The organism is Danxiaibacter flavus, assembly GCF_041060425.1.
In the GTDB taxonomy this organism is placed as follows: Bacteria; Bacteroidota; Bacteroidia; order Chitinophagales; family Chitinophagaceae; genus Danxiaibacter; species Danxiaibacter flavus.
The window spans coordinates 116,045-142,406 of sequence record NZ_JAULBC010000008.1; the positions used below are offsets into that span (position 1 = coordinate 116,045).

Annotated in this window: 24 protein-coding genes and 1 tRNA gene; 13 read left to right on the plus strand and 12 right to left on the minus strand. The window is 41.8% G+C overall.

Features of this window, described 5'->3' with window-relative positions:
• Nucleotides 1-20 precede the first annotated feature (20 nt).
• The 5 genes from QTN47_RS22195 to QTN47_RS22215 all read left to right on the plus strand — a co-directional run bounded on the left by QTN47_RS22195 (nt 21) and on the right by QTN47_RS22215 (nt 6,965).
• Nucleotides 21-92: transfer RNA gene (locus QTN47_RS22195), tRNA-Arg, on the plus strand.
• 126 nt (nt 93-218) lie between these two features.
• Complete coding sequence (locus tag QTN47_RS22200; protein ID WP_369331629.1) at nt 219-1,031, plus strand: helix-turn-helix domain-containing protein; 813 nt, start codon at nt 219-221, stop codon at nt 1,029-1,031.
• 40 nt (nt 1,032-1,071) lie between these two features.
• Nucleotides 1,072-2,664, plus strand: a complete 1,593-nt coding sequence (locus tag QTN47_RS22205; protein ID WP_369331630.1) for an FAD-dependent monooxygenase — start codon at nt 1,072-1,074, stop codon at nt 2,662-2,664.
• A 64-nt stretch (nt 2,665-2,728) separates the two neighbouring features.
• The gene (locus tag QTN47_RS22210; protein WP_369331631.1) at nt 2,729-5,173 is read left to right on the plus strand and encodes a bifunctional YncE family protein/alkaline phosphatase family protein; all 2,445 of its coding nucleotides are present in this window, start codon (nt 2,729-2,731) and stop codon (nt 5,171-5,173) included.
• A gap of 244 nt (nt 5,174-5,417) precedes the next feature.
• The gene (locus QTN47_RS22215; protein ID WP_369331632.1) at nt 5,418-6,965 is read left to right on the plus strand and encodes a family 43 glycosylhydrolase; all 1,548 of its coding nucleotides are present in this window, start codon (nt 5,418-5,420) and stop codon (nt 6,963-6,965) included.
• 273 nt (nt 6,966-7,238) lie between these two features.
• Here the strand turns inward: QTN47_RS22215 and QTN47_RS22220 are convergent, their stop codons facing one another.
• Nucleotides 7,239-9,122 carry an ABC-F family ATP-binding cassette domain-containing protein gene (locus QTN47_RS22220; protein WP_369331633.1) on the minus strand — a complete coding sequence of 628 codons (1,884 nt, stop codon included), beginning with the start codon at nt 9,120-9,122 and terminating at the stop codon, nt 7,239-7,241.
• 190 nt (nt 9,123-9,312) lie between these two features.
• On the opposite strand from QTN47_RS22220, the gene QTN47_RS22225 reads away from it, so the two are divergent.
• From QTN47_RS22225 to QTN47_RS22235, 3 genes are all read left to right on the plus strand, one after another.
• Nucleotides 9,313-9,768, plus strand: coding sequence for a DsrE family protein (locus QTN47_RS22225; protein ID WP_369331634.1), 456 nt, complete (start codon nt 9,313-9,315; stop codon nt 9,766-9,768).
• Nucleotides 9,769-10,042: 274 nt separating this feature from the next.
• Nucleotides 10,043-10,807: an NUDIX hydrolase gene (locus QTN47_RS22230; protein WP_369331635.1), complete on the plus strand. Its 765-nt coding sequence runs from the start codon at nt 10,043-10,045 to the stop codon at nt 10,805-10,807.
• A gap of 404 nt (nt 10,808-11,211) precedes the next feature.
• Nucleotides 11,212-12,459 carry an OmpA family protein gene (locus QTN47_RS22235; RefSeq protein WP_369331636.1) on the plus strand — a complete coding sequence of 416 codons (1,248 nt, stop codon included), beginning with the start codon at nt 11,212-11,214 and terminating at the stop codon, nt 12,457-12,459.
• Between the two features lie 233 nt (nt 12,460-12,692).
• Here the strand turns inward: QTN47_RS22235 and QTN47_RS22240 are convergent, their stop codons facing one another.
• From QTN47_RS22240 to QTN47_RS22275, 8 genes are all read right to left on the minus strand, one after another.
• Nucleotides 12,693-13,127, minus strand: a complete 435-nt coding sequence (locus tag QTN47_RS22240; RefSeq protein WP_369331637.1) for a hypothetical protein — start codon at nt 13,125-13,127, stop codon at nt 12,693-12,695.
• Nucleotides 13,128-13,210: 83 nt separating this feature from the next.
• Nucleotides 13,211-13,603, minus strand: a complete 393-nt coding sequence (locus QTN47_RS22245) for a VOC family protein (protein ID WP_369331638.1) — start codon at nt 13,601-13,603, stop codon at nt 13,211-13,213.
• 27 nt (nt 13,604-13,630) lie between these two features.
• On the minus strand, nt 13,631-14,206 hold the full coding sequence (locus QTN47_RS22250) for a dihydrofolate reductase family protein (RefSeq protein ID WP_369331639.1): 576 nt from the start codon (nt 14,204-14,206) through the stop codon (nt 13,631-13,633).
• The gene (locus QTN47_RS22255) at nt 14,203-14,661 is read right to left on the minus strand and encodes a DoxX family protein (protein WP_369331640.1); all 459 of its coding nucleotides are present in this window, start codon (nt 14,659-14,661) and stop codon (nt 14,203-14,205) included. The genes QTN47_RS22250 and QTN47_RS22255 overlap by 4 nt, the downstream gene beginning before the upstream one ends.
• A 1-nt stretch (nt 14,662) precedes the next feature.
• A complete protein-coding gene (locus QTN47_RS22260; RefSeq protein WP_369331641.1) occupies nt 14,663-15,262 on the minus strand; it encodes a dihydrofolate reductase family protein in 600 nt (199 codons plus the stop codon).
• Nucleotides 15,263-15,644: 382 nt separating this feature from the next.
• Nucleotides 15,645-16,202, minus strand: coding sequence for a dihydrofolate reductase family protein (locus QTN47_RS22265; protein WP_369331642.1), 558 nt, complete (start codon nt 16,200-16,202; stop codon nt 15,645-15,647).
• 90 nt (nt 16,203-16,292) lie between these two features.
• Nucleotides 16,293-16,694: a DoxX family protein gene (locus tag QTN47_RS22270; protein ID WP_369331643.1), complete on the minus strand. Its 402-nt coding sequence runs from the start codon at nt 16,692-16,694 to the stop codon at nt 16,293-16,295.
• Nucleotides 16,695-16,719: 25 nt separating this feature from the next.
• Nucleotides 16,720-17,151 (minus strand): VOC family protein, encoded by a 432-nt coding sequence (locus tag QTN47_RS22275; RefSeq protein ID WP_369331644.1) that lies wholly within the window; start codon nt 17,149-17,151, stop codon nt 16,720-16,722.
• A gap of 218 nt (nt 17,152-17,369) precedes the next feature.
• Here QTN47_RS22275 and QTN47_RS22280 point away from each other — a divergent pair, with 218 nt between their 5' ends.
• Together QTN47_RS22280 and QTN47_RS22285 are read left to right on the plus strand one after the other, a co-directional pair.
• Complete coding sequence (locus tag QTN47_RS22280; protein WP_369331645.1) at nt 17,370-18,353, plus strand: GlxA family transcriptional regulator; 984 nt, start codon at nt 17,370-17,372, stop codon at nt 18,351-18,353.
• A gap of 240 nt (nt 18,354-18,593) precedes the next feature.
• The gene (locus QTN47_RS22285; RefSeq protein ID WP_369331646.1) at nt 18,594-18,851 is read left to right on the plus strand and encodes a hypothetical protein; all 258 of its coding nucleotides are present in this window, start codon (nt 18,594-18,596) and stop codon (nt 18,849-18,851) included.
• A gap of 9 nt (nt 18,852-18,860) precedes the next feature.
• On the opposite strand, the gene QTN47_RS22290 is transcribed toward QTN47_RS22285, so the two are convergent.
• On the minus strand, nt 18,861-19,358 hold the full coding sequence (locus QTN47_RS22290; protein ID WP_369331647.1) for an anthrone oxygenase family protein: 498 nt from the start codon (nt 19,356-19,358) through the stop codon (nt 18,861-18,863).
• A gap of 62 nt (nt 19,359-19,420) precedes the next feature.
• Here QTN47_RS22290 and QTN47_RS22295 point away from each other — a divergent pair, with 62 nt between their 5' ends.
• The 3 genes from QTN47_RS22295 (at nt 19,421) to QTN47_RS22305 (ending at nt 22,386) form a co-directional block, all read left to right on the plus strand.
• Nucleotides 19,421-19,975, plus strand: coding sequence for a 2'-5' RNA ligase family protein (locus tag QTN47_RS22295; protein ID WP_369331648.1), 555 nt, complete (start codon nt 19,421-19,423; stop codon nt 19,973-19,975).
• A 454-nt stretch (nt 19,976-20,429) separates the two neighbouring features.
• Complete coding sequence (locus QTN47_RS22300; protein ID WP_369331649.1) at nt 20,430-21,350, plus strand: reverse transcriptase family protein; 921 nt, start codon at nt 20,430-20,432, stop codon at nt 21,348-21,350.
• A 127-nt stretch (nt 21,351-21,477) separates the two neighbouring features.
• Nucleotides 21,478-22,386, plus strand: coding sequence for an alpha/beta fold hydrolase (locus QTN47_RS22305; RefSeq protein ID WP_369331650.1), 909 nt, complete (start codon nt 21,478-21,480; stop codon nt 22,384-22,386).
• 32 nt (nt 22,387-22,418) lie between these two features.
• On the opposite strand, the gene QTN47_RS22310 is transcribed toward QTN47_RS22305, so the two are convergent.
• Complete coding sequence (locus QTN47_RS22310; protein ID WP_369331651.1) at nt 22,419-24,830, minus strand: ABC transporter permease; 2,412 nt, start codon at nt 24,828-24,830, stop codon at nt 22,419-22,421.
• Between the two features lie 92 nt (nt 24,831-24,922).
• A complete protein-coding gene (locus QTN47_RS22315; RefSeq protein ID WP_369331652.1) occupies nt 24,923-26,347 on the minus strand; it encodes an RtcB family protein in 1,425 nt (474 codons plus the stop codon).
• Between the last annotated feature and the right edge of the window lie 15 nt (nt 26,348-26,362).

Consider the following 26,362-nt stretch of genomic DNA (forward strand, 5'->3'; position numbering starts at 1 on the left):
GATATTTGCAATCCAAATTTGGTCCCGTAGTTCAATGGATAGAATAGAAGTTTCCTAAACTTTAGATACAAGTTCGATTCTTGTCGGGACTACCTCACCGGAAAGGCACAAATTCTTGTTGCTTTTCCGGTTTTTTATTACTCGCCAAAAGACAACCGGCCAGTTAAAGCGATAATTCAACTCACCCCCCGAATTCCTCAAATTTCCTATCTTTCTATATGCATCAAGAATTCCAACCTCCAGAAGAGCTACAGGATGCCATAAAATGCTTTTGGTACGAGCGAAGAGACTACGGAAAAGAACCGTCTGGTTTTGAGGTAACACCTGACGGCTATGCGGAAATTATTTTTTACTTCGGGAGTCTTTATATTTCTGATCATGAAGGCTTGCAATCATTGCCATCTCCATTTATGATGGGGCTGCTCAATCAGCCCGTTCATTTTTATACGGAAAACCGGTTAGAGATCATTGCTATCAGGTGCTTTCCGTGGACAGTATTCGATTTGCTCGGATTACCGGCAGGAAAAAAGGCGGTGCATGTATTCGAGCATCCTATCGCCCAACTTCATCCAAAGTTGGATAAATTGATCAGGGCAGATAAGATAGATGAGGCGGTGAACGAGGTAAAACAATACTTCATTAATGCGCGGTTACATGTTGCTGTTGATAGTATGCTTTTTAAAGCAGGAGCGGCCATGAGAAAAGCAAATGGCACTATGCAGGTCAGTCAGGTTGCAATGGCGGCTCATGCGACGGTTCGTACATTAGAAAGGAATTTCAAGCAATCTTCTGGTCACACTGTTAAGGACGTTTCCGCACTGATGCGCTTTGAGCAGGTGCGAAATCAATTGTGGAATTATCCGGATACCAATCTTGCCGGCCTGGCGCTGGAGTTAAATTATGCAGATCAATCACATCTAAGCAGGGAATTCAAACGTTATAGTGGTACAACACCCGGCGCATTCGCGCGAAAAGCAAAGAAAAGACAAGCTGCCGTCAGCAATGATTTTGTCGCGTTTGTACAATCCTAAGGAAGCAGCCTCGCCGAATTTTGCGTTTCAATCATTATATATGAACGAAATACGTGAAAGCAAGAAATCCTTAGAAAATCATTCTATTTACGATGTCATCATTTCCGGCGCAGGACCTGTAGGGCTATTCCTGGCCTGTGAACTGGCGTTGGCCAACTGTTCTGTCCTGATACTTGAAAAGGCTGAAAGCCCGGACTCTCCTCTGAAAAAACTTCCATTCGGAATGCGGGGATTATCTGCGCCCTCTATTGAAGCCCTTTACCGCCGTGGGTTATTAAACGAACTTGAAATACATAAATATCTCAAAAATCCTCATCAGAATGCTAAACAAGGTCCGCGTCGCCAGGTGGGACATTTCGCCGGCATTCCATTTTACGACAGTGATATAGATACTTCACAATGGAAATACCGGCTGTCCAGCTCAACAGACACCGGTTTGATCTCTGAAATAGAAGAGCTTGAAACTTTACTCACCCGTCGGGCAAAATCTCTGGGTGTGGTAATCAAACGCGGGTTTGCTGTTACGGACTTTGATCAAACCGAAGACGAAGTGGTTGTTCAGTCAAATAATCAACCTTTCAAAAGTAAATGGCTGGTGGGTTGTGATGGAAGCCGCAGTATTGTTCGCAAGATTGGCGGGTTTGAGTTCGCGGGCACAGAGCCGGAATTTACCGGGTACACGGCTAAAGTGGATATCGCAGATCCGGAAAAGCTTAGTCCGGGCCGGAACATGACACCAACAGGCATGTATTTACAATCTCAACCTGGTTATATCATGATCCAGGATTTTGATGGTGGGGCTTTTCATAATTCAGAAAAGCCGGTAACTCTCGAACACATTCAGAAAGTGCTGCGGTATATTTCGAATACCGACGTTACAATCAGCTCTCTGCATATCGCGACCACGTGGACGGACCGCGCAAGACAGGCAACAACTTACCGCAAAAGGCGCGTATTGCTGGCTGGCGATGCGGCGCACATTCATTCACCGCTGGGAGGTCAGGGACTTAATCTTGGTTTGGGCGATGCTATGAATCTTGGCTGGAAGCTCGCCGCAACCATACAAGGGAAAGCGCCTGAAGGTTTGCTGGACAGTTATCAGACTGAACGGCATCCGGTTGGAGCAAAAGTGCTGGAATGGTCGCGCGCCCAGGTTGCGATCATGCGGCCAAACCCACATGCCCGTGCACTGAATGCGATCGTCTGCGATCTGATGAATACGCGGGACGGTGCTACTTATTTTGCCGGACGGGTCTGGGGAATTTATACTCACTACGATCTCGGTAGTGATCACTCTCTTGTAGGACACAGCGTGCCCAACTTTGAGCTGGAAGACGGTACAACCATTGGTGAGTTAATGCATAATGGTAAGGGGATATTGCTTGATTTTAATTGGAATACATCACTGAGATCCGTGGCAAATAAATATGGCGGCCAGATGAAGTATGTTTCAGGCTATCCGAAAGAACAATTAGGGTTGAGCGCCCTATTGATACGCCCTGATGGAGTAGTTGCGTGGGCTACTGAAAATGATTATGATGAACTGCAAAATGCTGCCGGGCGTTGGTTCACAGCCCCGGTTTGCCAGCTCCTTAAATTAACATTAAAAAATTCAAGAAAAGATAACCTGTAAGCGTTTGGCAATAGTGACATCTCGGATAATTTCGGGTTTTATCTCTAATAATATATAGTAAATTATGTCACTGAAAAAGATGCTTTGTATTGCTGCCCTGCTGCTGGGTGCAAGACCTGGATGGGCACAAGATATTAATTCGGTTGAACGCAACAGGGTGAAATTACCCAATGGATGGTCGCTCACTCCAGTGGGCAAAAGCCTACCACTGGGAGATCTTCCCTTAAATATCGCCGTGAGTAAAAATCACCGGTATGCCGCCGTTACCAACAATGGACAGAGTACGCAAAGCATTCAACTGTTGGATGCAAAGAATGACAAAGAACTGGACAACGTGATGATCAGCAAGGCCTGGGGTGGTCTGGCCTTCAGCGATGACGAGAAAAGCCTTTATGCTTCAGGAGGCGACAATAACTGGATCATTCGTTATTCAATTATCAGTGACAAACTTGTCGCCAGCGATACTATCAGGTTAGGGGATGCATGGAGCAAGCAAAAAAATGCGGTTTCTATTTCTCCTACAGGTCTGGCTCTGAATGATCGGAAAGGAATCTTATACGTCGTGACTAAAGAAGATAACAGCCTTTATCTCATTGATGTGAAAACGAAAACTATTCAACAGAAAATTGCACTGGGTACAGATGCCTACACCTGTCTGTTGAACGCTGATCAGTCAAAGCTGTACATCAGCCTTTGGGGCGCGGATAAAGTAGCTGTATTTGATACAAAAAAGAATGCGCTGACAGATTCTATTGCGGTCGGCGACAATCCCAACGACCTGTGTCTCTCCAAAAACGGGCGATACCTGTATGTCGCCAATGCCAATGATAACACAGTCTCCCTGGTCGATCTGAAAAAGAACAAGGTGCTTGAAACATTGAATACAGCCGTATATCCGACGGAATTGAGCGGAACAACAAGTAACTCTGTTGCCTTGTCTGACGACAGCAAAACATTATACGTCGCCAATGCCGATAACAACTGTCTCGCCGTATTCGATGTGAGCAATCCCGGATCAAGCCGGTCACGCGGTTTTGTGCCCACGGGCTGGTACCCGAGTGTTGTCCGGGTTATAGATCACAAACTATACGTTGCCAATGCCAAAGGCTTTTCGTCGTTACCCAATCCTCATGGTCCTAATCCGGTAGCAAAAAAACAAGCGGTTCTTCTTCACGAAGGTGACAGCACAAAGCCGCAGAAAGTTCAGTATATCGGTGGTGGATGGATGATGGGTTCCTTGAGCATCATTCCTGCCCCTACAGAAAAAGACCTGTCTGTTTACTCGCAGGCAGTCTATCACAATACTCCTTATCACAAAGAACAGGAGGTTACTGCTGACGGGGAGGCGGGTAACCCTGTCCCCAACAAAACCGGCGGAAGCTCTCCTGTCAAATATGTTTTCTATATTCTGCAGGAGAACCGGACCTACGACCAGGTATTGTCAGACATGCCGCATGGTAATGGAGATACCAGTCTCCTGTTATTCGGAAGAAAAGTAACGCCAAACCACCATGCACTTGCTGATGAGTTTGTGCTGCTGGATAATTTTTATGTTGACGGAGAAGTAAGCGCTGATGGACATAACTGGAGCATGGGTGCTTATGCAACGGACTACAACGAAAAGAACTGGCCTACCAGCTATGGTGGCAGGGGAAAAGGAGCAGTAAGCAACACAGCCGGAAACAAATTATATATTTGGGATCAGGCTAACCGGTATAATGTTTCTTATCGCACTTACGGAGAGTTTGTGAACGCCGATAATACAGCCAGGCTTCCTGTGTTGAAAGACCATTACACCCCTGAGTATCCCACACGTGATCTAAGAGATCCGGATACCATGCGCTACAGGATCTGGGAAAAGGATTTCGATTCCCTGCTGGCTCAGAATGCGTTGCCGAGGATCTCTACCTTGCGTATGCTTTCCGATCATACAGAAGGGACAGCTCCGGGCAGGCCAACACCGTTTGCGCATGTGGCAGATAATGACCTTGCTGTGGGGAAACTGGTAGAACACATCAGCAAAAGCCCAATATGGGAGAACAGCGTGATATTTATCGTAGAAGATGATGCGCAGAACGGTCCGGATCATGTGGATGCACACCGTACTACAGCATATCTTGCGGGTGGTTACGTGAAGCGTAATTATATAGATCATACCATGTATTCAACATCATCCATGCTACGGACGATGGAACTGATCCTTGGCCTTCCGCCAATGACGCAATATGATGCTGCCGCTACTCCCATGTGGCGTTGTTTCAGCAAAACACCAAACAATACTCCTTTCAAAAGCCTGCCTTCCAATATTGATCTCAATGAGGTTAACCCGAAGGGCACCAAACTGGCAGCTATGTCAAGGGGATTGAATCTGTCGGAAATAGACAGCGCTCCCGACGAACTCATGAATGCGATGATTTGGAAGTCTGTTAAGGGTGAACATGTTACCGTGCCTACACCGGTACGTGCTGCATTTGTAAATACTATTAAAGAAGACAGGGACGACGATTAATGATTCTTAGTCTCTTCTTCAAAGACAATAAATTCCCACAGGTGCTAATACCTGTGGGATTTTTTTTGCAATCGAAAAATGCTTTCAGCAATCACCAGACTATCTGTCCCGGGCTGCTTCACCTATCCCGCCTCTTTTAGTTGACAATAAAACGCAGCGCCATTTGCCGTTCTTACTTTAATTTTTGATATTTTACTTGTCAATTGTTTGTTCAATTGTTCAATGATACGTAACAATCACTCATATGAAAAGACGAAATTTTCTACGCGCATCGGGTTTATTTCCTTTTGTAGCCGGAAATCTTGCAAATAGTTTTCCTTCTAATGGCGCAGAATTACAAAACGGATTAAAGAGTCCCCAACCTGTTTCGCGCGATTTCTTTTACAAACCGGAAGATGCGTGGGCCGCAGATTTCATTCCCATGTATGCCGAAGGAAAATTTCAGTTGTTTTATTTGCTCGATTGGAGGAATGGCGAAAAGTACGGAGAAGGAACGCCCTGGTACAGATTATCAACAACGGATTTTGTTTCGTTTGAAGAGCACGGACAGGTACTTCCACGAGGTACAAAAGAACAACAGGATCTGTATGTTTTTACGGGAAGCGCGTTGAAAGGCCATGATAACAAATACCATATATTTTATACGGGGCACAATCATCACCTTGCCGAGTCAGGGAAACCTGCGCAGGGAGTAATGCACGCTGTGAGTGATGATTTGCAGCACTGGACAAAAATTCCTGAACAAACATTTTTTGCTCCGTCTGATAACTATGAGAAAAACGACTGGCGCGATCCCTTTGTTTTTTTTAATGAGGAGACAAAAGAATACAACATGTTGCTGGCCGCGAGATTGAATAAAGGAATGCCACGTCGCCGCGGCATTACAGGGCTTTGCACTTCTAAGGACCTGGTAAAGTGGGAAGTGAAAGAACCTTTTTATATGCCTAACCAGTTTATTACGCATGAATGTCCTGACCTGTTTAAAATAGGTGATTGGTGGTATCTTCTCTTCTCGGAGTATTGCGATGTGTATGCTACAAGATATCGCATGAGCCGTTCTTTGAAAGGGCCATGGCTAACACCCAAACAGGACACCTTCGATGGCCACGCTTTTTATGCAGCTAAAACTGCTTCGGATGGCAATAACAGATTCATTTTTGGATGGAATCCGACGCGTAGCGACAACGCGGACAATGGGGATTGGAACTGGGGCGGAAATCTTGTCGTGCACCAGGTTATTCAACAACCCAATGGCGAACTGACGGTTCGCGCGCCTGAGACCGTTCGCAAAGCATTTAGTAAGCCTGTACAACAGGAATTTAAATCTGGTACTGGCGAAGTAATTGGCGCGAAGAAAGAAATAGAGATTAAAGCTGATGGAATATTTAATGCCGTTGCAGCAGGTAAAATGCCAGCTACCTGCAGAATAAGTACCAACGTTGTATTTGATAAAGCACCGAGGAGCTTTGGTTGCATACTTCGCGGTAGTGATGATTTTGATAAGGGCTATTATATTCGCCTGGAGCCAGATAGAAGCAGACTTGTGTTTGATGTGTGGCCGAGACGGGTCGCAACAACGCCTTATATGGCCGATTTGGAGCGGCTGGTAACATTTGAGCAGGGCTCGCCCGTTTCTATTGAAATATTTATTGACGGCAACAAGGGAGTTGTATATGTGAACAATCAGGTTGCGATGAATTTCCGGGCTTATGATCTTCCGGAAGGTAATTGGGGATTTTTTGTAACGGAAGGAACTGCGAGGTTTAAGGATATTGAATTGTCGACGTTGTAGTAAAAATTAAATCTAAATAAGATCTCTCAATTCGCAGTACTGATTAATGCAATCCCGGAGGGATGAAATTATTATAGAAAATATATGGAATCGTTCAAAAACCCCGAAGGGGTGACACCTCAAAAATGCCACCCCTTCGGGGTTTTAATAATTTGTTTTACTCATTGCTATAATAATTTCATCCCTTCGGGATTGGGTCACAGTACAACCTGGTTTTCCAGCTTATGAATTCTTTATTCGTAAAATTGAATATTTTCATAATGTGGTTCATCCTTACTCCATCATCTCACTCAACTCAAGCCAGCGCATTTCTTTTTCAGCTAACAGGTTTTCAATTTCACTCATCCTGTTGCCGAGTTTTGTTATTTCCTCAAAGCTGATGTTGCCACCCATTTTCTCGGTGATTGTTTTTTTCTCTTCTTCCAGCGCGGGTAGCTCTTTTTCCAGGTCTTCGAATTCACGCTTTTCTTTGTAAGATAGCTTTTTCTTTGCCGGAGCGCTGGTTTGCGTTTTGGGAGCTACTGTTTCTTCTGCCTTAACGGTGATGGCTTGCTGTTTCTTTTCCTCTTCTTTTTGCCACAAGCGGTATTGCGTGTAGTTCCCCGGAAAATCGCGCACTTCACCTTCTCCTTCAAACACAAATAAGTGATCAACCAGTCTGTCCATAAAATAACGGTCGTGTGATACAATCAGCACACATCCCTGGTATTCGCTTAAAAAGTTTTCGAGCACCGCCAGCGTAGGAAGATCAAGATCATTGGTGGGCTCATCCAATATTAAGAAGTTGGGATTTCTGAAAAGTATAGTCAGCAATTGCAAGCGTTTCTTTTCACCGCCACTTAATGCACTTAGATAAGTGTACTGTTTTTCCGGCGCAAATAGAAACAATTCCAGGAACTGCGCCGCACTTAAGCTGCCTCCCCTGGCTAATGGAAAACTTTCGGCAAAAGATTTCACATATTCAATTACCCGCATATCTTCTTTTATCTCTAAACCCTGTTGGGAGAAATTACCGAAGATGATGGTATCACCAACGTTTATTTTGCCGCTGTCAGCGGGCTCTAATCCCTGCAAAATATTCAGGAATGTACTCTTACCCACACCATTTTTTCCAATAACACCAATGCGCTCTCCTTTGCTGAAAGTATAATCGAAGCCTTTAAGAATAGTTTTATCTCCGTAGCTTTTATACACTTTTTTCATCTCTATGATCTTGCCCCCTAATCTGCTCATCTTCATCTGCAATTGTAGCTGCGCATCTTCAATCCGCTGTTTGGCACGGGCTTCTACGTCATAAAAATTATCAATTCGGCTTTTTGATTTTGTTGTTCTGGCCTTTGGCTGCTTGCGCATCCATTCCAGCTCTTTACGGTATTCATTCCGGGCTTTGTCAATACTGGCCTGTTCGCTTTCTATACGTGCGGCTTTCTTTTCCATGTAGTTTTCGTAGTCGCCTTTATATACGTACATGTTCTCGCGCTCCAGCTCCCAGATCTCATCGCACACTGCATCAAGAAAATAACGGTCGTGCGTTACAAGCAATAGCGTAACATTTTCCTGGTTAAGATAATGCTCCAGCCATTCGATCATTTCAACGTCAAGATGGTTGGTGGGTTCATCCATCATCAGCATTGTATGCTTATGCTCAAAGCCAATATCGATCAATGTTTTTGCAAGAGATACCCTTTTGCGCTGACCACCGCTTAAAGTGCTTACCTGGCTTTGAAGATGGTGAATGTTCAGCTTGCCCAATATTTGCTGCACTTTCGATTCAAAATCCCAGGCGCCAAGCTCATCCATTTTTGCAATAGCATCAGCAATGGCATCTCCGTTATTCTGCTCCACGGCGTCCTCATAATTACTGATAGCTTTCATCACAGGATGGCTTGAGCTGAAGATGTTCTCCAGCACATTCTTATTTTCATCAAAATGCGGATCCTGTTCAAACAAGGCAACGGTAACGTCTTTATGTACCCAAAGTTTGCCCTCATCAGGTGTTTCTTTTCCTGAAAGTATTTTCAATAAAGTACTTTTTCCCACACCATTGCGGGCAATCAAAGCTATTTTGTCTCCTTCATTTATGTGGAACGAAATATTTCTGAACAGGGGCGTTACGCCGAAACTTTTAGTCAGTCCTTCTGCTGATACATAATGCATGCGGCAAAGATAATGGATGGCGAATAAGATAAAACGTGAATTGCCGGAACCATGTTTATCAGTTCCTTAGGTTGTTTTTCAGCGTGCACCCCATGATTGCGCGTACATTTTAAACCGCCTGCATTACTTTCTTGCCTTATATTTATTGCCGTAATTATGTAAAACATCTTTTTAAGTTATTGAAACCAGTATGAAAAAAATATCGTTGCTTCTCCTTATTGCTTTAGCGGGATTTATGATTAAGGCAAATGCGCAGGACCAAAAAGCAGAATCATTCACAGGCGCTACCGCGCATAAAAAGCATTATCAAGCTGTGTATCAATTGAATAATGATGACGAAAAAGTGATTAAGGCAACACTAAAAAATATTAATAATGCTTTGGAAGATCCGAGGTTAAAAGGCAAGCTGGAAATAGAGCTCGTGGTGCATGGCGGCGGCGTTGCTGTCTTTAAAAAAGACAAGCCTTATGAGCAACAGCTAAAAGATCTTCAGGCAAAAGGCGTAATTCTTGCGCAATGCCTCAATACCATGAAGGAGCGAAACATCAGCAAAGAAGAATTGTTTGATTTTATTTCGTTCGTACCAAGTGGCAACGGTGAAATCATCATTCGTCAACAGGAAGGCTGGGCTGTAGTACATCCTTAACTTCATCAGAAATAACAACATTTGAATAAACGCTATGTGGATGTAGTTGTACCTGCGGGTATTGCTGCATCCTTTTTTATTTTTGCCCTGTCCATACATTTTAAAAGATCAAATATTTGGGAAGGCAGGCACGCAAGATGCGATAACGAAATTTGTTATCTGGCTACATCGGACTTGTTCTTTTGCCCGCCATTCTTAGCTCTTAGCGGAATATTTTTTTTGTTTACACTCACTGAACCCATATTTTTATTTGAAATAAACCAACACTGCGACTGTGGAGAATTTTAAAGAATTTATTATTGAGGGGCGGGATGCCTTTGTTCCATGTTTATCTCTTGACTGCGTTATTTTCGGATTTCACAGTGGCCAATTGAAGATATTATTATTGAAAATGCGATATGATGAGCTTTGGGCGCTCCCTGGTGGTTTTGTTTATAAAGATGAAGATGTTGATGCCGCGGCTGCAAGAATTCTGCGTGAAAGAACAGGTATTAAAGATATCTTCCTCCAACAATTGCATGTTTTCGGAGATCCTAACAGGTCTGATTCAAAACGTAATAAGAACATCCTTGAAAAAGATGGTTTTGAAAACGGTCAGGGTGATTGGCTTACCGAACGTTTTATAACCGTAGGGTATTATGCGCTGGTGGATTTTTCGAAAGTTGAACTTGCGATTGATTATTCATCTGAAATATGCGAATGGCAGGATCTTACAAGCATCCCGAGTCTTATAATGGATCATAGCTGCATCCTTAAAACTGCACTGGAAAGATTAAGAAAAGAAATAAACTATCAGCCCATTGGATTAAACCTGTTGCCTGCAAAGTTCACCATGCCTGAGCTTCAAAGTTTGTATGAAGCCATTTTAGGTAAGAAACTCGACCGCCGGAATTTTCAGCGACGCATGCTGGGATATGGTCTCGTTAACCGCCTTACGGAGACACGCAAAGGCGGCGCTCATAAAGCTCCGTACCTGTATACTTTCAACAATGAAAAATACAAGCAAGCGCTTGAGGAAGGATTGCAAGGCGGATGGTAGAAGGAACAAGTACGAAGTATGAGGTACGTAAGTGCATCATAAGTACGAATTACGAAGTACACAGGCGTATGAGCCTGATGAAATTAAAACGCGTTTAATGGGACGAATGTTTGTAAGCATCGTCAGCTTTCAGGGATGCCCGTTTGAGTGAGGTAATGATGTCTTATATAGTATTTCCGACGTAGCAGGCGTTGAGGCATTAGGATGAGGCAACGCCCTAAGAATTGAAATCATTTATTCCAGCATATTTCAAGTTTATCCTGTTCGAATGCAGCCTGCCTGAACCGTAAAAGCAGCCGGTTATTAGGAAAAAACAAAAAAAATGGTATAACTTATAACTTCTTTTTTTCGTAATAGCTCTACTACCAACATGGAACCTATTTTTTTAACCAAAAAACAGTTCTATGTCATTCAATCTTATCGAGTCCGTAAAAGGTTTAATTAGTGGTGATCTTATATCGAAAGCCGCATCAACTCTTGGCGAAAGCGAAGGTGGAATACAAAAACTGATAAACGGAGCCGTACCGGTATCAATAGCCTCAATGATTCAAAATGCCACTAATAGTTCTGATGGCGGCGCTGGTTTGCTGGATACGGCCAGGCAGGTTTCACGTAGTGGTGTGCTTGGAAACCCGGGCAGCCTGTTTAGTGGAAATACAAGCTCGGTTCCTGGCCTGAGTGGTATTATGGAAAGTTTATTTGACGGTAATTTTAATTCTATAAGTAATGCGCTGTCGTCCTTTGCCGGCGTTCGTTCTTCATCTGCGTCATCAATCCTGAGCATGGTTGTTCCTGTTGTGCTGGGTGTTTTTGGAAAGCATGCGATTGACAACAATCTTTCTGCAACAGACGCAACTTCTTTTCTGGCAAGCCAAAAATTATCATTGCTATCTTCTCTTCCACCAGGACTTGACGTTGCGGGAATGCTTGGTATCAGCAGCCTTAGCTCGCTCGGTTCAAAGATTAGCGGAGGTGCGACAACTGTTGCAGATACTGCTCAGCAAACCGTTGATTACGCTGCTGGTCCTGTTAAGAAAGGAGACAACTGGGTTATGCCTTTATTGCTTGTGCTTATTGCAGCTGCACTCATTTGGTACTTTTTGAAAGGCAATAATAAAGCTTCTTCCGGGGCCGTGACTGTGGATACAACTACCGTTGTTACGCCGCCTGTTACAACGCCAATACTAACATTGACTCGTATAAAGGTGAGGTTGCCAAACGGGAAAATGCTGAATGCATACACCGGTGGAATAGAGGACAAACTGGTTGCTTACCTGAATTCAAATGAAGCTGTGAGCAAAGACAAATGGTTTGATTTTGATAATGTGAATTTTAAAACGGGAACCACCGGGCTAACAGACTCAAGTCAACAACAGATTCAAAATATTGCAGAGATACTGAAGGCCTATCCTAAGGTTAAAGTAAAGGTCGGCGGTTACACAGATAAAACAGGCGATTCAATTGCTAATCAAAAATTATCCCAAAGTCGCGCCGAAACCATAGCCAGTGCTATAAAAACAGCGGGAGCAAATGCCCAACAGGTAGTAGGTGCTGAAGGTTATGGATCTCACTTCGCCACTGTAGATGCCAGTGCGTCAGACGAAGCAAGAAAAGTGGACAGACGCATGGCGTTGAATGTAAGAGAGAAGTGACGAAATTAAGAATGTGCGAATGTGCGAATTTGCAAATATGTAAATGAGGAGGCGGTAAGTTACACCGGTCCACTGAAGACACTCAATTGCACAGCGTATGAGGTGCAATTGTACGCTGTGCCTCCCCATGTAAAAAAACGCGGTTAAAAAATTTAGAATGTTATGAATGGTGAACAGGTTTAAGCCTTTCACTATTCACCATTCACCATTGACTATTCACTATTCACGTTTTTCTAATTTCCTTCGTTCATTTCCTCCTTTCTAAATTTCTCAATAACCACTCCTTCAAAGGCACCGTTGTTGAGATTTAATGAGCCATCCGCATCAAAGAAGTAGCTGATTGCATAAGTGATAGGTGAGGAGTCGGTGGGATTTGTGCCTTGTATCTGAAGTGTGCTGTCGTTTAAAATTTGATAAGATCCGATGAAATTATATCCATTATCATCATTGTTCTTTCGATAGTATTTACCGTCAGAAAACCGTACCTGGATATTGGCTTTTATTGTCTGCCAATAGAATGGGCCGCCCCAATAATCATTTGTATAAGCGCTGGTCCGTAACCAGTCGCCGCTAATCTCTTTTGAGGATGCCTTTCTTTCAACACCACTTTTGGAACAGGAAATTATCATGCAACTAATTACAAGCAGAAGTGTGAGCATCTTTTTCATTAACAAGCTTTAATGCATGACGCAGGAACTTTTCTTTTCATTGCAACAGAAGGATTATTTTTTTCTGCCTTTAGCCTGCTTTATCATAGAAGTGTTAATTGCCATGATACGCCAAATTTATCTGATAGCCATCCGAATTTCTTGCTGAAAGGATAAGGTCCTAATGGCATTAATACCTGTCCGTTAGCAGATAGCGCCGCAAAAACTTTGTCAATTTCTTCTTCCGTCTCGCACTTTACATACAGCGAGATGGATGGTGTGAAGGTAAATCCGTGTGATACAAAGCTGTCTATGCACATAAACTCCTGTCCGTTAAGAGAAAATGTTGCGTGTTTAACAGTTCCTTCTTTGCCTTGCTCACCTGCGCCATAGCGGGATATGTCGACAATACCAGAGTTGCTAAACAATGAAGTATAAAAGTTCATAGCTTCTTCAGCCTTTCCTTCAAACATTAAAAAAGTGGTGATCTTTTGCATATAGCAGGATGATTTTGTCAAATTGCTTTACTGCTGCATTTCAGGTACATAACGAAATGCAACAACGCCCGAATCAAATACTCTTGTTTCTTTTAGCGTTAGCGGCAGTCTTTTGTCAAGATTCCTGAACAAAGGGTTTCCTCCACCCAGCACTACTGGATGCACTTTGATCCAGTATTCATCTATCAAGCCGTACTCCGTCAAAGTTTGGGCTAAGCCGGCGCCTCCAAAAATAACCATGTCCTTTCCCGGTTGTCGCTTGTGTTTATCCATTTCTTCACGAACGTTTTTGCTGATGATCTCTGTGTTTGGCCAAAACGCTTTCTTTAACGTAGTTGAAAATACAATTTTTGGTGTTTTATCTATCCAGTGAGAAAAACTGACCTCATGTTCCGAACTGGAAGGGCTACTTGCTGCGGCTGGCCAAAATTTTACAAATCCCTCATAGGTAACACGGCCAATTAAAGCTGTATCCACATTGCTCAGCAGATCGTTTACAAAATGCCAGGCTTCATCATTAACAGGAAACCAATCCATTTCTCCATTCGGACCATTGGTAAAACCATCCAGTGATGTATTCATCAATAAGAACACTTTTCTCATACAAAAGCTTTTTTTGCAAAGGTCCTTTCAACGAAAATTTTAGCATCAAGAGAAAATTGCCCGGGCCCGGTTAACAAAAGGGAGACGGCGAGACCAAGAAACATTAACGGCAATTCAAACGCATGCCCGCCTGTTAAATTTACAAAGGGATCTCCGAACACAACGGCATGAAAATAAACCGCGACACCCATCGTACAACCAATACCAAAAGAAGCAAGCGGAGTTAACAGGCCGAGTATCCATGCAATACCGCCGCAGAATTCAGATATGGCTGCAAGTACCTGGAAGAATGCCGGGATGGAAATTGGCGCGCCTGCAGGAACCCACGAATCAGGATGTTGAATTTTGAGCCATCCATGGATGATAAAAGCTGTACCGGCAATAAGCCTGAGGATCAGTAGAGCCAGCGATGCGGTGATCGACTGACTTTTCGGAATGAAAATATTACTTCTCATGTTACATGACATTTAAGTGAAAAAGATCATTTTTTAAAACATAGTTCAGTAACACAACACCATTACTGAATGTCATTGCGTTGGTAAGCTTCAGGTCCAGTCGTTTATTCAGATTATCAAACAAGGGAATTCCTTCACCTATTGCAACAGGATTAACCCAAATACGATATTCATCAATTAAGCCCAGCTCTATAAATGTGTATACAATGCCCACGCCACCCCACATGATGATGTCCTTACCTGCCTGCATTTTAAGTGTTAAAATTTCCTCTCTGATGTCTTTTCCTGCCAACCGGGAATTATTCCATTCCAGTGTAGTCAGCGTGTTCGAAAAAACAATTTTGGAGTATGCATTCATTCTTTGTGCAAACTCCATATCCTTCCTGTTACTGTCCGGATCTGTAAATGCCTGGGGCCAATAAGCCGCCATGCTCTGGTAGGCAACCCGTCCCAACAATATTGTATCCACATCTCTCAGTTGTTGCAATGCATATTCTCCCATCTCATCGTTCCATATTGAAAAATGCCAGTCCAATTCCCCATGAGGACCCGACATAAAGCCATCCAACGTTATATTAACGGACAGAATTATTTTTCGCATTTGCTGACACTTACTAAGTATGTTCATTTTCGTGGGGACCGGATGAATGAATGGTTCTGAATCCCAAATGGAATCAGATGATATCTTTAATGCTCTTTTCATTTTAAGACAATAAGCATTGATGCAGCTCCTTTAAGCATCCTAAAGGAACAAGTCAATAAAACGCAAGCCCATGTTTGGCTGTATAGCCAGGCAAGCATGTTCACGTTGTTAATTAATTCTTCATCCGGATTAGTCTATTTCATTGAGTGAGCTTTTTCTGTCGCGTTATTAAGAAACCGTTTGGTTGCAAATTTAAATGAAACCGTTTGGTTTCGCAAATATTTTCGCAAATTTTTAATGGCTGATTTTAAAGAACGCGTGAATTGAAAAAATAGCTGACTCAGGCTTTAGGTTTGTAACAGAGTAACACGTTGCCAGATGAAAAGTTACGTACATTGATTAACTGTAACAGATACCGGTGTTGAATGCCTTCAAAAATTGTTTTGCCGCCGCCAAGAATAACAGGGTTAACCAAAATATGAAATTCATCAATCAGATTCAGATCCATAAAAGTTAAGGCCAGGCCGGAACTTGCCAGCAAAAGAATGTTTCCTCCGGGCATATTCTTCAAGTGCCTGGCCTCTTCCTTTATGTTGTCCCTAATTAACCGTGTGTTTTCCCAGGAAACCGTATTCAATGTGCGGGAAAAAACTATTTTTTGTAAGTCTCTCATTTTGCCGGCAACAAAGGGATCCAGTTCAAAAGCTTTGGCAGCTGGCCAAAAGCTCTGCATCAGTTCGTATGTTTTTCTGCCGAACAGCAATGTATCTGCGTTATTAAACAGTTCCTCTTCATATGCCTTAAATCCACCTTTTGTATTATGCCAGTCCAGTTTTTTATCCGGTCCTTCATAATAGCCATCCAGCGATATCAGCATTTGAAAAATAACCTTTCTCATGATACATATTTATTCTGCCTGAACGTAAATAGACTTGATCACCCGGTTGTTATACAATTCTTGTGGAAGACTGTATATTGTGGATATTCTTTAGAAAGAAAGCTGCACGCTTCTCTCGGCTTTTGTATGTTCCACTTTCTTTCCAAGAAAATAAACAACCAGCATAAATGCAAGAACAATAATTGGAGGGATAGTTAATGCAAAGCCATCCCCGGCATACGCACGTGAAGCTGCAGCACCAATGAAATTGATTGTGAAGCCTGCATATGCCCACTCTTTTATTGTTTGATATTTTGTTTGCAAAATGGCGATGACACCAAAAATTTTTGCAATACCAAAGATAGATAACACATATTCCGGATAACCCAGATGTTGCATAACAACTTTACCTGCTTCAGCTCTTGTTATGCCTCCAATAGCATCCATAAACATTGCTGCTGCAAAAAGACCGGTTAGTGACCAGTAAACGATTTTAGTGGTTTTATTGCTCATAAAATCAGTTTTATTGTTGAGGAATTTAGTTGCGTTGATTGTAATCGTAGTTAACCATCCAATGAATACCGAACTTGTCTGTAAACATTCCGAAGTATGCACCCCAGAACATTTTATTCATTGGTACTGTAACATTACCGCCGGCCGAAAGGCCGTTAAATAAATGATTGGCTTCGTCTTCACTTTCCGGCGCCAGCGATAAATAGAAATTGTTGCCTGATTGTAGTCCGCTGCCCATGGGCCCAATTGCGTCTGTTGCCATCAACACATTTCCTTTGCCAATAGGCAGCGAAATATGCATGAGCTTATTTGCATCTTCTTCACAAACTTTACCTGCTTCCGGTGTGTCTTTAAAGCGTTGTACAGCAGTAAATTCGCCGCCAAACACTGACTTGTAAAAATTAAAGGCTTCTTCTGCGTTGCCAGGGAAATTTAAGTAAGGATTGATCGTTGCCATTTTCGGTTTTTTTTTGATTAATTACTTTTGATTGCTGATGCAAACCTACTCACACGTCTGAAAATTATTCGGGTGGTACCACGGCAATATGAGGGGTTGATTACGACAATTGATTTCTTTACCTTTATCCCTCAAACAAAACCTGCTAACGTAATTTTTCTTCGGCCTGATGCTAACCTTTATTGTGCTTATGGCCAACAAATAATAAAAGCTAAGCGATGAAACATATCTCGATTCTTGTCCCGAAAGGCAATTCAAGCCTTACCAATATTGATGGTACGCAACAAATATTTGCCGAGACAAATGGCATATTGGCAAGTATGGATCAGGAGCCTTTGTTTGAAATTCAATTGGTAGGTTTGGAGCATAATACCATTCAACGTAATGGGACGGTTACCATTGATCCGGATGTTCTTATTGGCGATGTAAAGAAAACAGATCTGATCATTATACCTGCAATGTTTGGAGATCCGTCTAATGTTAATGAACGCAATGCAGATTTTATTCCCTGGATCATTGATCAACACAGCAGAGGTGCAGAGGTGGCAAGCTTTTGCATTGGTGCGTTCTTTCTTGCTGCAACAGGACTGCTGAAGGGCAAGCAATGTGCAACGCATTGGAGAATGGCGAACGATTTTAGAAGATTATATCCTGATATTAACCTGGTTGATGGAAAGATAATGACTGCGGAAGATGGCATTTACACAAGCGGCGGTGCATATTCATATTTGAACCTGGTTATTTACCTGATCGAAAAATACGCGGGACGCAGCGTTGCAATTCTTATTGCAAAAGCTTTTATGATTGATATAGATAAACATAGTCAATCACCTTTTATAATGTTTGAAGGGCAAAAGGCGCATGAAGATGAACCGGTGAAAAAGGCTCAGGAATTTATTGAGAAAAATTTTGATGATAAGATCACCGTGGATCAGTTAGCAAGCATGCTGGCACTTGGAAGGCGAAGTCTTGAACGCAGGTTTAAGAAAGCAACCGCGAATACAGTGACCGAATATATTCAGCGTGTGAAAATTGAAGCAGCTAAAAAAGGATTTGAGACAAGTATGAAAAACATTAATGAGGTGATGTATGAAGTTGGCTATTCAGATATTAAAGCGTTTAGAACTGTATTCAGAAAAGTTACGGGGCTTTCTCCTGTGGAATATAAAAACAAGTATAATAAAACGTTAATGAGTGCTTAAGAAGATATTGTGGCAGCGGCTTCCACGATTGGAGCGAGCAATTTTGTCTGTTCAGCGTTTTTTATAAGGGCCTTATTTAACGTCAAAATATTTGGCGATTAACTATGTCAAAACATTATGCTTATGATTGATTATTGTCACAATCGCCCCGTAAAAATGCCGTAATTACACCCGCTAAATCATGGATCACACTATATTTTTGTAGTGGCAAGCTAACAGAACACCTTATTAGTATTGATTATGATAGAAGTTTTTAAAACCAATGTGATTAATCGAACTGATGCAGACAGGCTGATTGAAGCCATTCACAAGCTTTACACGGAGCATAAGGCAACTTTTGATCTGGAAGATTGCGATAAAATACTTCGCGTAAAATCAATCGGAGATGTATATGCCGATGATATTATTGAATTGGTGAAAGACTTTGGTTTTAATGCTGAAGTTTTGCCAGACGAATTAGCACCGGCTCGTTCATACTTCTATTACGCAGGGTTGTAATTAAAAGAACTAATGCATGAGGCAAGCGATAACTTCCAGTACAATCACCAATATGCCCGAATATGTACGAACTGAATGTAATCTTATCCAGGGTCCTTCAAAATTTCTTCTTTGTAATGAGATCGATTGTTCAGTCGCTATCCTCCAATTAAAATTATCCAGTTTCTTGTTTAATGGAATATTGCCCAAAGCTGTAATACCAAAAACACCCACCACATACAGTACCAGTGAAGCCAGCAGCAAATAGAATCTTGCAGACAACTGCTGATCATAGCTTAGGTACACGCAAAGCGGAAGTAGTAACAATGTTCCGGTAAAACTTACAAAAAATGCAGGGTTTAATATGGCCCTGTTAAAGGATTGCATGGCTTCGATGTAACTATTATCAGGCAATTTTTTCAACCCCGGAATAACAGAACATGACCATGCGTAAAATAGCCCGCCTGCCAGTGATGATACTACGGTCGTTAATAGCAAAACAATATCGATAAGTGTAAACATTGCCATAATAAGTATTAAATTTAGTGAACGATATTGTTAATCGGAAGCCCGGAATAAATCCTAAAAAAATGGAAAGAGAAAACCTTTACTTCGTTGCGATAATTCCACCACAAGAAATATGCGACGAAATAACTGCATTCAGACAAGATTTCGCACAACACTATAACAGCCGGGCAGCGCTAAAAGTTGTTCCCCATATTACATTGAAGACACCTTTTAAACTGGTGTCAGACGCACATACACAAATTATTTCGTGGTTTAAAGATTTAGTAGTTAGCGAGGAGCCATTTAAAATTGAGCTCAGGAATTTTGGCGCGTTTCATAATAAGTATAAGCCGGTGGTTTTTGTACATCCCGAGCTAACCCAACCGTTAAAACAGCTTCAAAAGACAATACTTGATAGCTTTCTTGATTATTTTCCATTTGTTCAAATTCCGGAAGTTGAATTTAAATTCAAGCCGCATGTTACGGTCGCCTACAGGGATCTTCAGCCAGAGGAATTTTACAAAGCATGGCAGGTTTACAAAACAAAAGAATATCAAGCCGAATTCCTGGTGGAAAATTTTCATTTATTGCAGCATGACGGGAAGAAATGGAATGTTGTGGAGAGTTATGAGATTTGAGTAAAGATGAATATGGAATATGATGTGGAAAAAGATCTCGTAATTGTTAAGGTATCTAGAATATCTTGCAAGAAGTTCTTTGATCACGTTTTTGCGTGCACCCACTATTTGAAGCGTATTAAGTTATGCAACCTTTATGGTTTGAAACCGGCGCCGTACGGGAGGCCGCCGAAAAAAATATTATCCGATTAAATTAGAAGGTAAAGAAATTGCGTCTATCATGGGTTAAGGGGTTTAGTGTACGGGGCAATATTGCCATTAAACCAAACTCATGCACAATGTCAAAACAAAGAGACATTAAACTTAGACGTCTGCAAAAACAACTTGTAAAGATCGCATCAAAGAACGGTCGCAAATTTTCGAGAACCGAACATGAAGCTCTTTTTAATTTGTATTCTTTAATTGAAAATCTCGAAGGCAAAAGTTATAAAAACTATCGGCATTCGAAATTACTTTGGGCGATACTACAATTAATATCGACGCTTTTTGCGAAGCTTGTGTTAAGCAAGTGGTTCAACCTCTAATTTTTATTACAGTTATGGTTAGTACTTATAGGCACTTATTTTATAGTTTAAAGATTGACAAAAACGAACCTAAAGCAATCCTTGCCGATCTAAATAACTATTATTATCATAATAGAAAGGCCAAGATGAAATTTGGACGGCCACAGGAACAAAATGGCGAAATAAAGTACAGAGATTTATATCCCAGTATTCATGAGTTAAAAACTATTCAAAAAAAGATAAATGTTTTTTTACAAAAGATTCAACTTCCGGATTATGTTTATGGATCCGTGAAAGGAAGAAATAATATTATGAATGCTGAAGTTCATTTCGGAAATAAATATTTCTTGTTAGTTGATCTAAAAAACTATTTCACCAAGATTAGTCATCATCAAGTTTTTGATACATTTTTATACTTTGGTTTTTCCCACGACGTAGCTCGGATGCTTACTCAATTAACAACGTATAACGGATGTCTTCCGCAAGGTGCACCAACCTCACCAGTTATTGCAAATCTTGTATTTGTAAAAACGGGACTGAAGCTATTTGATAAGGCTCAGCTAAATAACCTGACATTTACAACATATCTGGATGATCTCACATTTTCATCAAGAAATGATTTTAAAGAATTGATTCCGGAGATACTTCAGGAAATAAAATCCAACAGATTCTTTTTGAATTACAACAAAATACGTTACCGAAAAGACTTTGCAGAAGTGACAGGAGTTCTTTTGTCTCCTAAAGGCATGACTGTTGAATCAGATATGCAAGAACGTTCAAAGGAGAGCAGGGCAACAAAAAATTACACAGATAGAGTTAAAGCCAGCGGACAAGCGGCATTGAAAAAATTAAACTCACAGCGAAGCCGTTAATAAAAAAGTAAATTCGAGAATTACAATTGCACAAAGAATTTACATGTGTTCCCCAATTTAGAATAGATGCATTATTTTTAGCCCTACTTGTTGATTGAGCAATTTAGAACTCAACAGCATAAATTATATGAGATACCTACCACTAACCGCTTTTCTTTATCTTGCTTCACTTTCCTTTTGCCTTTCCCAAAACATCATTCCAAAAAGAATTAATGACAGCACCTTTCTTACATCTGACAATGTTGCCTTATATCTTAAAGTTTCCGGACATGGAGAACCGTGCATCTTTGTCCATGGCGGACCCGGTGCGTGGAGCAAATCGTTTGAAATGCTGGGCGGCAATGCACTGGAACAACAGCTAACAATGTACTATTATGATCAACGCGGTTGTGGGCGTTCCCGATCTCCGGCCAATAATGACTATTCTATGGAGAGAATGATCGATGACATTGAAAACATTCGTGCAATAACTAAATCCAACAAAATATATCTTGTGGCACACTCTTTTGGAGGCGTGCTGGCATTTAATTATGCTAAAAAATATCCGGAACATGTTAAGGGGCTTATTCTGCTTAACTCAACGCTTTATGTAAATAATTCACTTTTAAACCAGGTTGCGTTTATTAACACCTTGCTCAAACAAAACTTTCCAATAAAGGATAGCGATTCTGTATTGCAAAATTTTCTGGCAGCAAAGAAACTGCTTAGAGAAAAGAATATGGAATACAAAATGCTCTCAGATAACAAAGCAACTGTTGAACAGCTGGACAGCATTGATGCTGAAACCCGTAATTATTCTTTCGCACAAAAAGCATTTGCAATGCCCGGATACTTTGGTGATTTTACAAAAGCAACATCCGGGGTAAATGTGCCGGTGCTTGTTATTTCCGGCACAAGGGATCATAATATCGGACCGGATCATTATAAGCTCTTTAAGTTCCCCAATCAACAAATAAAGATCATTGAAGGCGGTCATGTGCTCTATTATGAAAATAATGCAGTATTCAAAAAAGCCATCTTTGATTTTGTGAAATAAAAGTGCCTCTGAAAATTGATGCGAAAATCAATTCATTCTTCTCTTAGGCTATTGACAGGATTGGCGCTTGCAGCGCGAATAACCTGCAGGTTTATTGTAAGGGCAGCAAGCAACAATACAGCGCCTGCAACAAGTACAAACATGCTCCATTCAATTTGAACGCGAAAGGCAAATTCTTGCAGCCATAAATGAATGCCCCACCATGTGAGTGGCATTGCTATTGCAATACTCAATAGCACGAGTGCAATCATTTCTTTTGAGAGTAACAATAAAATATTTTTAACAGAAGCTCCCAGTAGTTTTCTGATACCTATCTCTTTGGTACGCCGTTCGGTAACAAATGCAGTAACTCCAGCTAAACCCATTACGGAGATTATAATGGCAACAACTGCAAAAATGGATATCAGCCTTCCCATTTGTTTATCTGACTTATAAAGCCCTTGCAAATGATCGTCCAGGAATTTCCAGCTAAATTCCTGACCCGGTAAATTTCTTTTCCATTCTGTTTCAATCAGTGTAAGTGTTCGGCTCATTTCGTGCATATCCAATCTTAAAGAGAGTTCCGGGAAATAATATTCATATTGGTAACTCAAGCAAAGAGGCTCAACGGCCTGATGAAGAGAACCAAAATTAAAATCGTCCACCACTCCAATGATCGTTCCCAATGAATCTTCAAATCCATATCGGAGGCCTTTGCCTACAAGGCTACTTATTGAGGTGTCGGTGGAATTGTACGACATTAATTTATTTGCCAGCGTTTTATTGATGATGTATGAACGGCCATTTCTGTCATCTCCAAACTCCTTTGAAAAATCGCGACCCGCAAGAAAACGGATCTTATAAAAAGTCAGGTAATTGAAATCTACGAACATATTGTAACTGCTCAGCTTTGCACTGCCGTTGTTGAGGGAAAAAACCAGCTCATTTTGATCAGTCGTACTACCTAATCTTCGTAAGGCGCCGGTAACGCCCGTTACGCCCGGCAATTCTCTCAGGATTTGCATTAGGTTTTCTTCCTTTTGCCGGTCTGCATAACTCACGGGAACAACAATTACGGCCCGCTGATCAAAACCCAGGTTGTATTCACGCATGAATTGGAGTTGCCTGAGAATAACTATCGAGCCAAGCAATAAACATGTTGCAATGGAAAACTGCAGAACGACTAACACATTTCTGAATGGAGAATGATATTTAACTGAAAACTTGCCTTTTAATGCTCCTATTACATCGATCCCGGCGATGGCCAATGCGGGAATAATGCCAGCGACTATACCTGTTCCCAATATGGCAATTAGCGCGATAAATATCCATTGAGGTATAGAGAATACGGAAAAATCAATTTGCTGCCCGATTAGATTGTTTAGAGAAGGCGTTATTAAAAAGCTGCACAATAATGCCAAACTACATGCTAACAGTGCAAAAACAATTGTTTCGCAAAAGAACCGCAATAAGATTTCACGGTGAGTTGCTCCGATCGCTTTGCGAATGCCAACTTCCTTTACGCGCGTAAATAACCTGGCTGTGTTTAAATTAACATAGTTGACTACTGCCAGCAACATAACAAAAAGGCCAACTAACGACAAAAGAGGTAAATAGCTGCCGTCAAACCTGTCGGAATTGATTGCATCATAATGTATGTCGCCAGATCTTAAATGGACATCTTCCAATGGTTGTAAAAACAATTGAGGAGCAGGTGAGGAGGTACTTTTGACATGTCGATGAATAAAGCCCGGCAGCTTGTTTTCAATGGTTGACAAGGCCGCATTATCCTCCAGTTTTAGATATGTGAATACCCACGGTTGAGTCCAGTTGGCGTTCCACTCCGGTTTTATATCAGTGGACGCTGAGTAAACTGCATCAAACTGCAAATGTGACTGGGTAATGACATCCGGAAGAATGCCGGTAACAGTAAAATGTTGTGTGTCGCGCCCTTCGTGGTCCACACGCATGCCGATGGGGCTGGCAGATCCGAATAAACGCCTGGCAAGACTGGCGGAAAGAACGATGCTTCCCGGCTCCTGTAACGCAAAGCTTTCATTGCCTTTAACAAGATGTAGGTTCCAAAATTCGAAGAAGTTACTATCAGCTCCTACTAATGTTGCCATTGTTCCTGTTCTATCCGCCTTTTGCAACGGCACTTTGTCCCATGTAATAATGCGCATGTAAGCTTTTATTCCGGGAACTTCATTTTTCAAAGCAGGGCCGGTGGGGAAAAATGTTTTGGCAATCTTTTGCGGACCACTCTCATTATTTTCAGCCTGAATGGTGCACAAGCGAGAAATATGATTGCCATATTTTTTGTCATATCCTTTCTGGAACCGGACAAACATAAAGACAAGCAAACACACAGCCATGCCTAGTGCTAAGCCAAACAAATTGATGCAAGTGTAGCTTTTGAAGCGCCACATATTCCGGAGAATTATTTTAGCATAGTTTTTCAGCATGCTGAATGTTTTCTCCAAAATTGATTCAATGTAAAGAAGCTGCTGAGCAAATTACATCAAATGCAGGGATCGCTTGATGTGTTGTTAGCATCTCAATCCTCCCTGCTTCCATCATCCGCCATTCTCACCATTTTGGGTGTGAATTTCGCTACTATATCAACCAGCTCCGTCTGCGCTGCCATTACCGTATTAATATCTTTGTAAGCCATTGGCGCTTCATCCAGTCCTGCACCGATTAACATTACATCATGTTCTTTCAGCACTGCATGCATTTGATCCTTCGTGATGTTTTTGATAGCTGCAGTGCGGCTCATTTGTCGGCCAGCCCCATGGGATGCGGAGTTGATGGAGCTTTCATCGCCTTTACCTCGCACCAGGAATCCCGGGGCTGTCATTGAGCCCGGAATAATCCCGAGAACACCCTTTCCTGCAGGTGTAGCACCTTTGCGGTGAACAATAGTCTCTTCACCATTGTGTATTTCTTTCCATGCAAAGTTGTGGTGATTTTCCACTTTTGCCAGCACGTTGCCACCAATTGCGTTGATCATTTTTTGGTGAATGACTTCGTGACATGCAGATGCATAATCTCCCGCAAGATTCATCGCCATCCAGTATTCCTGACCTTCGGCAGTATTCATATCAAAGTAAGCCAGGTTCTTCGCCTCATCCGGAAGTTTGCACAACTCTTTCGCGAGTTTCGTGTAATGCCCCGCAATGGTTGCGCCTAATCCTCTTGATCCAGAGTGGGAAAGTAATGCTATATATCGGCCTTTATCAACATTTAGCATTTCATCATGTTCATTGAATTCAATTATGCCCCATTCTACAAAATGGTTGCCGCCTCCTGATGTTCCTAATTGAGCATAAGCACGGTCATGCAGTTGTTTTATAAAGGGGGTAAGGTTGAATTCTTTACTATCCAATACTGCATGATCAGCTTTTTCTTTTCCTTTAAAGCCGTTGCCTGCGCCGAATTTTGTTTGGGCAATCAGTTCACGTTTGAATTTGGCAACGTTATCATGAAAGTGTTGTTCCGGAATGTCAAAAATCGTAAGTGCCATCCTGCACCCAATGTCAACCCCCACGCCGTACGGAATGATGGCATTTTTAGTTGCCAACACACCGCCGATAGGCAAGCCATATCCCTGGTGCGCATCGGGCATTAAGGCGCCCGCTGCGGTTACAGGAAGTTTCATTGCCGTGTTCATTTGTTTTGTTGCACCTTCCTCAATAAATTCAGCTCCATAAATTTTATAGTCAGCCGGATTTGCAATCAGGGGGATGGTTTCATTCTTCGGTGTGGTTACTTCTTCGATCATCGCTTTTGCAAGCGGTTCCATTATTTCATCATCCAAAAAGTTTTCCGGATAATCCCTCGCTTTTTTCATGACCGCCAATACTTCTTTCCTGTCTTTGTCCTCAAATTTTGTTGTCGCTATTTCAAGCGCCAGTCCCAGGATCGATCCTTCTTTATAACCGATCGCTAAAAGATCGGCGCCTGTTATTTTTGTGTTCATTGTTGTTGTGTTTTT

What these genes read in the sequence shown, in the direction of transcription:
- QTN47_RS22200 (WP_369331629.1), top strand. Translation starts at nt 219, where the DNA reads ATGCATCAAGAATTCCAACCTCCAGAAGAGCTACAGGATGCCATAAAA.
- QTN47_RS22205 (WP_369331630.1), top strand. Translation starts at nt 1,072, where the DNA reads ATGAACGAAATACGTGAAAGCAAGAAATCCTTAGAAAATCATTCTATT.
- QTN47_RS22210 (WP_369331631.1), top strand. Translation starts at nt 2,729, where the DNA reads ATGTCACTGAAAAAGATGCTTTGTATTGCTGCCCTGCTGCTGGGTGCA.
- QTN47_RS22215 (WP_369331632.1), top strand. Translation starts at nt 5,418, where the DNA reads ATGAAAAGACGAAATTTTCTACGCGCATCGGGTTTATTTCCTTTTGTA.
- QTN47_RS22220 (WP_369331633.1), bottom strand. Translation starts at nt 9,122, where the DNA reads ATGCATTATGTATCAGCAGAAGGACTGACTAAAAGTTTCGGCGTAACG.
- QTN47_RS22225 (WP_369331634.1), top strand. Translation starts at nt 9,313, where the DNA reads ATGAAAAAAATATCGTTGCTTCTCCTTATTGCTTTAGCGGGATTTATG.
- QTN47_RS22235 (WP_369331636.1), top strand. Translation starts at nt 11,212, where the DNA reads ATGTCATTCAATCTTATCGAGTCCGTAAAAGGTTTAATTAGTGGTGAT.
- QTN47_RS22240 (WP_369331637.1), bottom strand. Translation starts at nt 13,127, where the DNA reads ATGAAAAAGATGCTCACACTTCTGCTTGTAATTAGTTGCATGATAATT.
- QTN47_RS22245 (WP_369331638.1), bottom strand. Translation starts at nt 13,603, where the DNA reads ATGCAAAAGATCACCACTTTTTTAATGTTTGAAGGAAAGGCTGAAGAA.
- QTN47_RS22250 (WP_369331639.1), bottom strand. Translation starts at nt 14,206, where the DNA reads ATGAGAAAAGTGTTCTTATTGATGAATACATCACTGGATGGTTTTACC.
- QTN47_RS22255 (WP_369331640.1), bottom strand. Translation starts at nt 14,661, where the DNA reads ATGAGAAGTAATATTTTCATTCCGAAAAGTCAGTCGATCACCGCATCG.
- QTN47_RS22260 (WP_369331641.1), bottom strand. Translation starts at nt 15,262, where the DNA reads ATGCGAAAAATAATTCTGTCCGTTAATATAACGTTGGATGGCTTTATG.
- QTN47_RS22265 (WP_369331642.1), bottom strand. Translation starts at nt 16,202, where the DNA reads ATGAGAAAGGTTATTTTTCAAATGCTGATATCGCTGGATGGCTATTAT.
- QTN47_RS22270 (WP_369331643.1), bottom strand. Translation starts at nt 16,694, where the DNA reads ATGAGCAATAAAACCACTAAAATCGTTTACTGGTCACTAACCGGTCTT.
- QTN47_RS22275 (WP_369331644.1), bottom strand. Translation starts at nt 17,151, where the DNA reads ATGGCAACGATCAATCCTTACTTAAATTTCCCTGGCAACGCAGAAGAA.
- QTN47_RS22280 (WP_369331645.1), top strand. Translation starts at nt 17,370, where the DNA reads ATGAAACATATCTCGATTCTTGTCCCGAAAGGCAATTCAAGCCTTACC.
- QTN47_RS22285 (WP_369331646.1), top strand. Translation starts at nt 18,594, where the DNA reads ATGATAGAAGTTTTTAAAACCAATGTGATTAATCGAACTGATGCAGAC.
- QTN47_RS22290 (WP_369331647.1), bottom strand. Translation starts at nt 19,358, where the DNA reads ATGGCAATGTTTACACTTATCGATATTGTTTTGCTATTAACGACCGTA.
- QTN47_RS22295 (WP_369331648.1), top strand. Translation starts at nt 19,421, where the DNA reads ATGGAAAGAGAAAACCTTTACTTCGTTGCGATAATTCCACCACAAGAA.
- QTN47_RS22305 (WP_369331650.1), top strand. Translation starts at nt 21,478, where the DNA reads ATGAGATACCTACCACTAACCGCTTTTCTTTATCTTGCTTCACTTTCC.
- QTN47_RS22310 (WP_369331651.1), bottom strand. Translation starts at nt 24,830, where the DNA reads ATGCTGAAAAACTATGCTAAAATAATTCTCCGGAATATGTGGCGCTTC.
- QTN47_RS22315 (WP_369331652.1), bottom strand. Translation starts at nt 26,347, where the DNA reads ATGAACACAAAAATAACAGGCGCCGATCTTTTAGCGATCGGTTATAAA.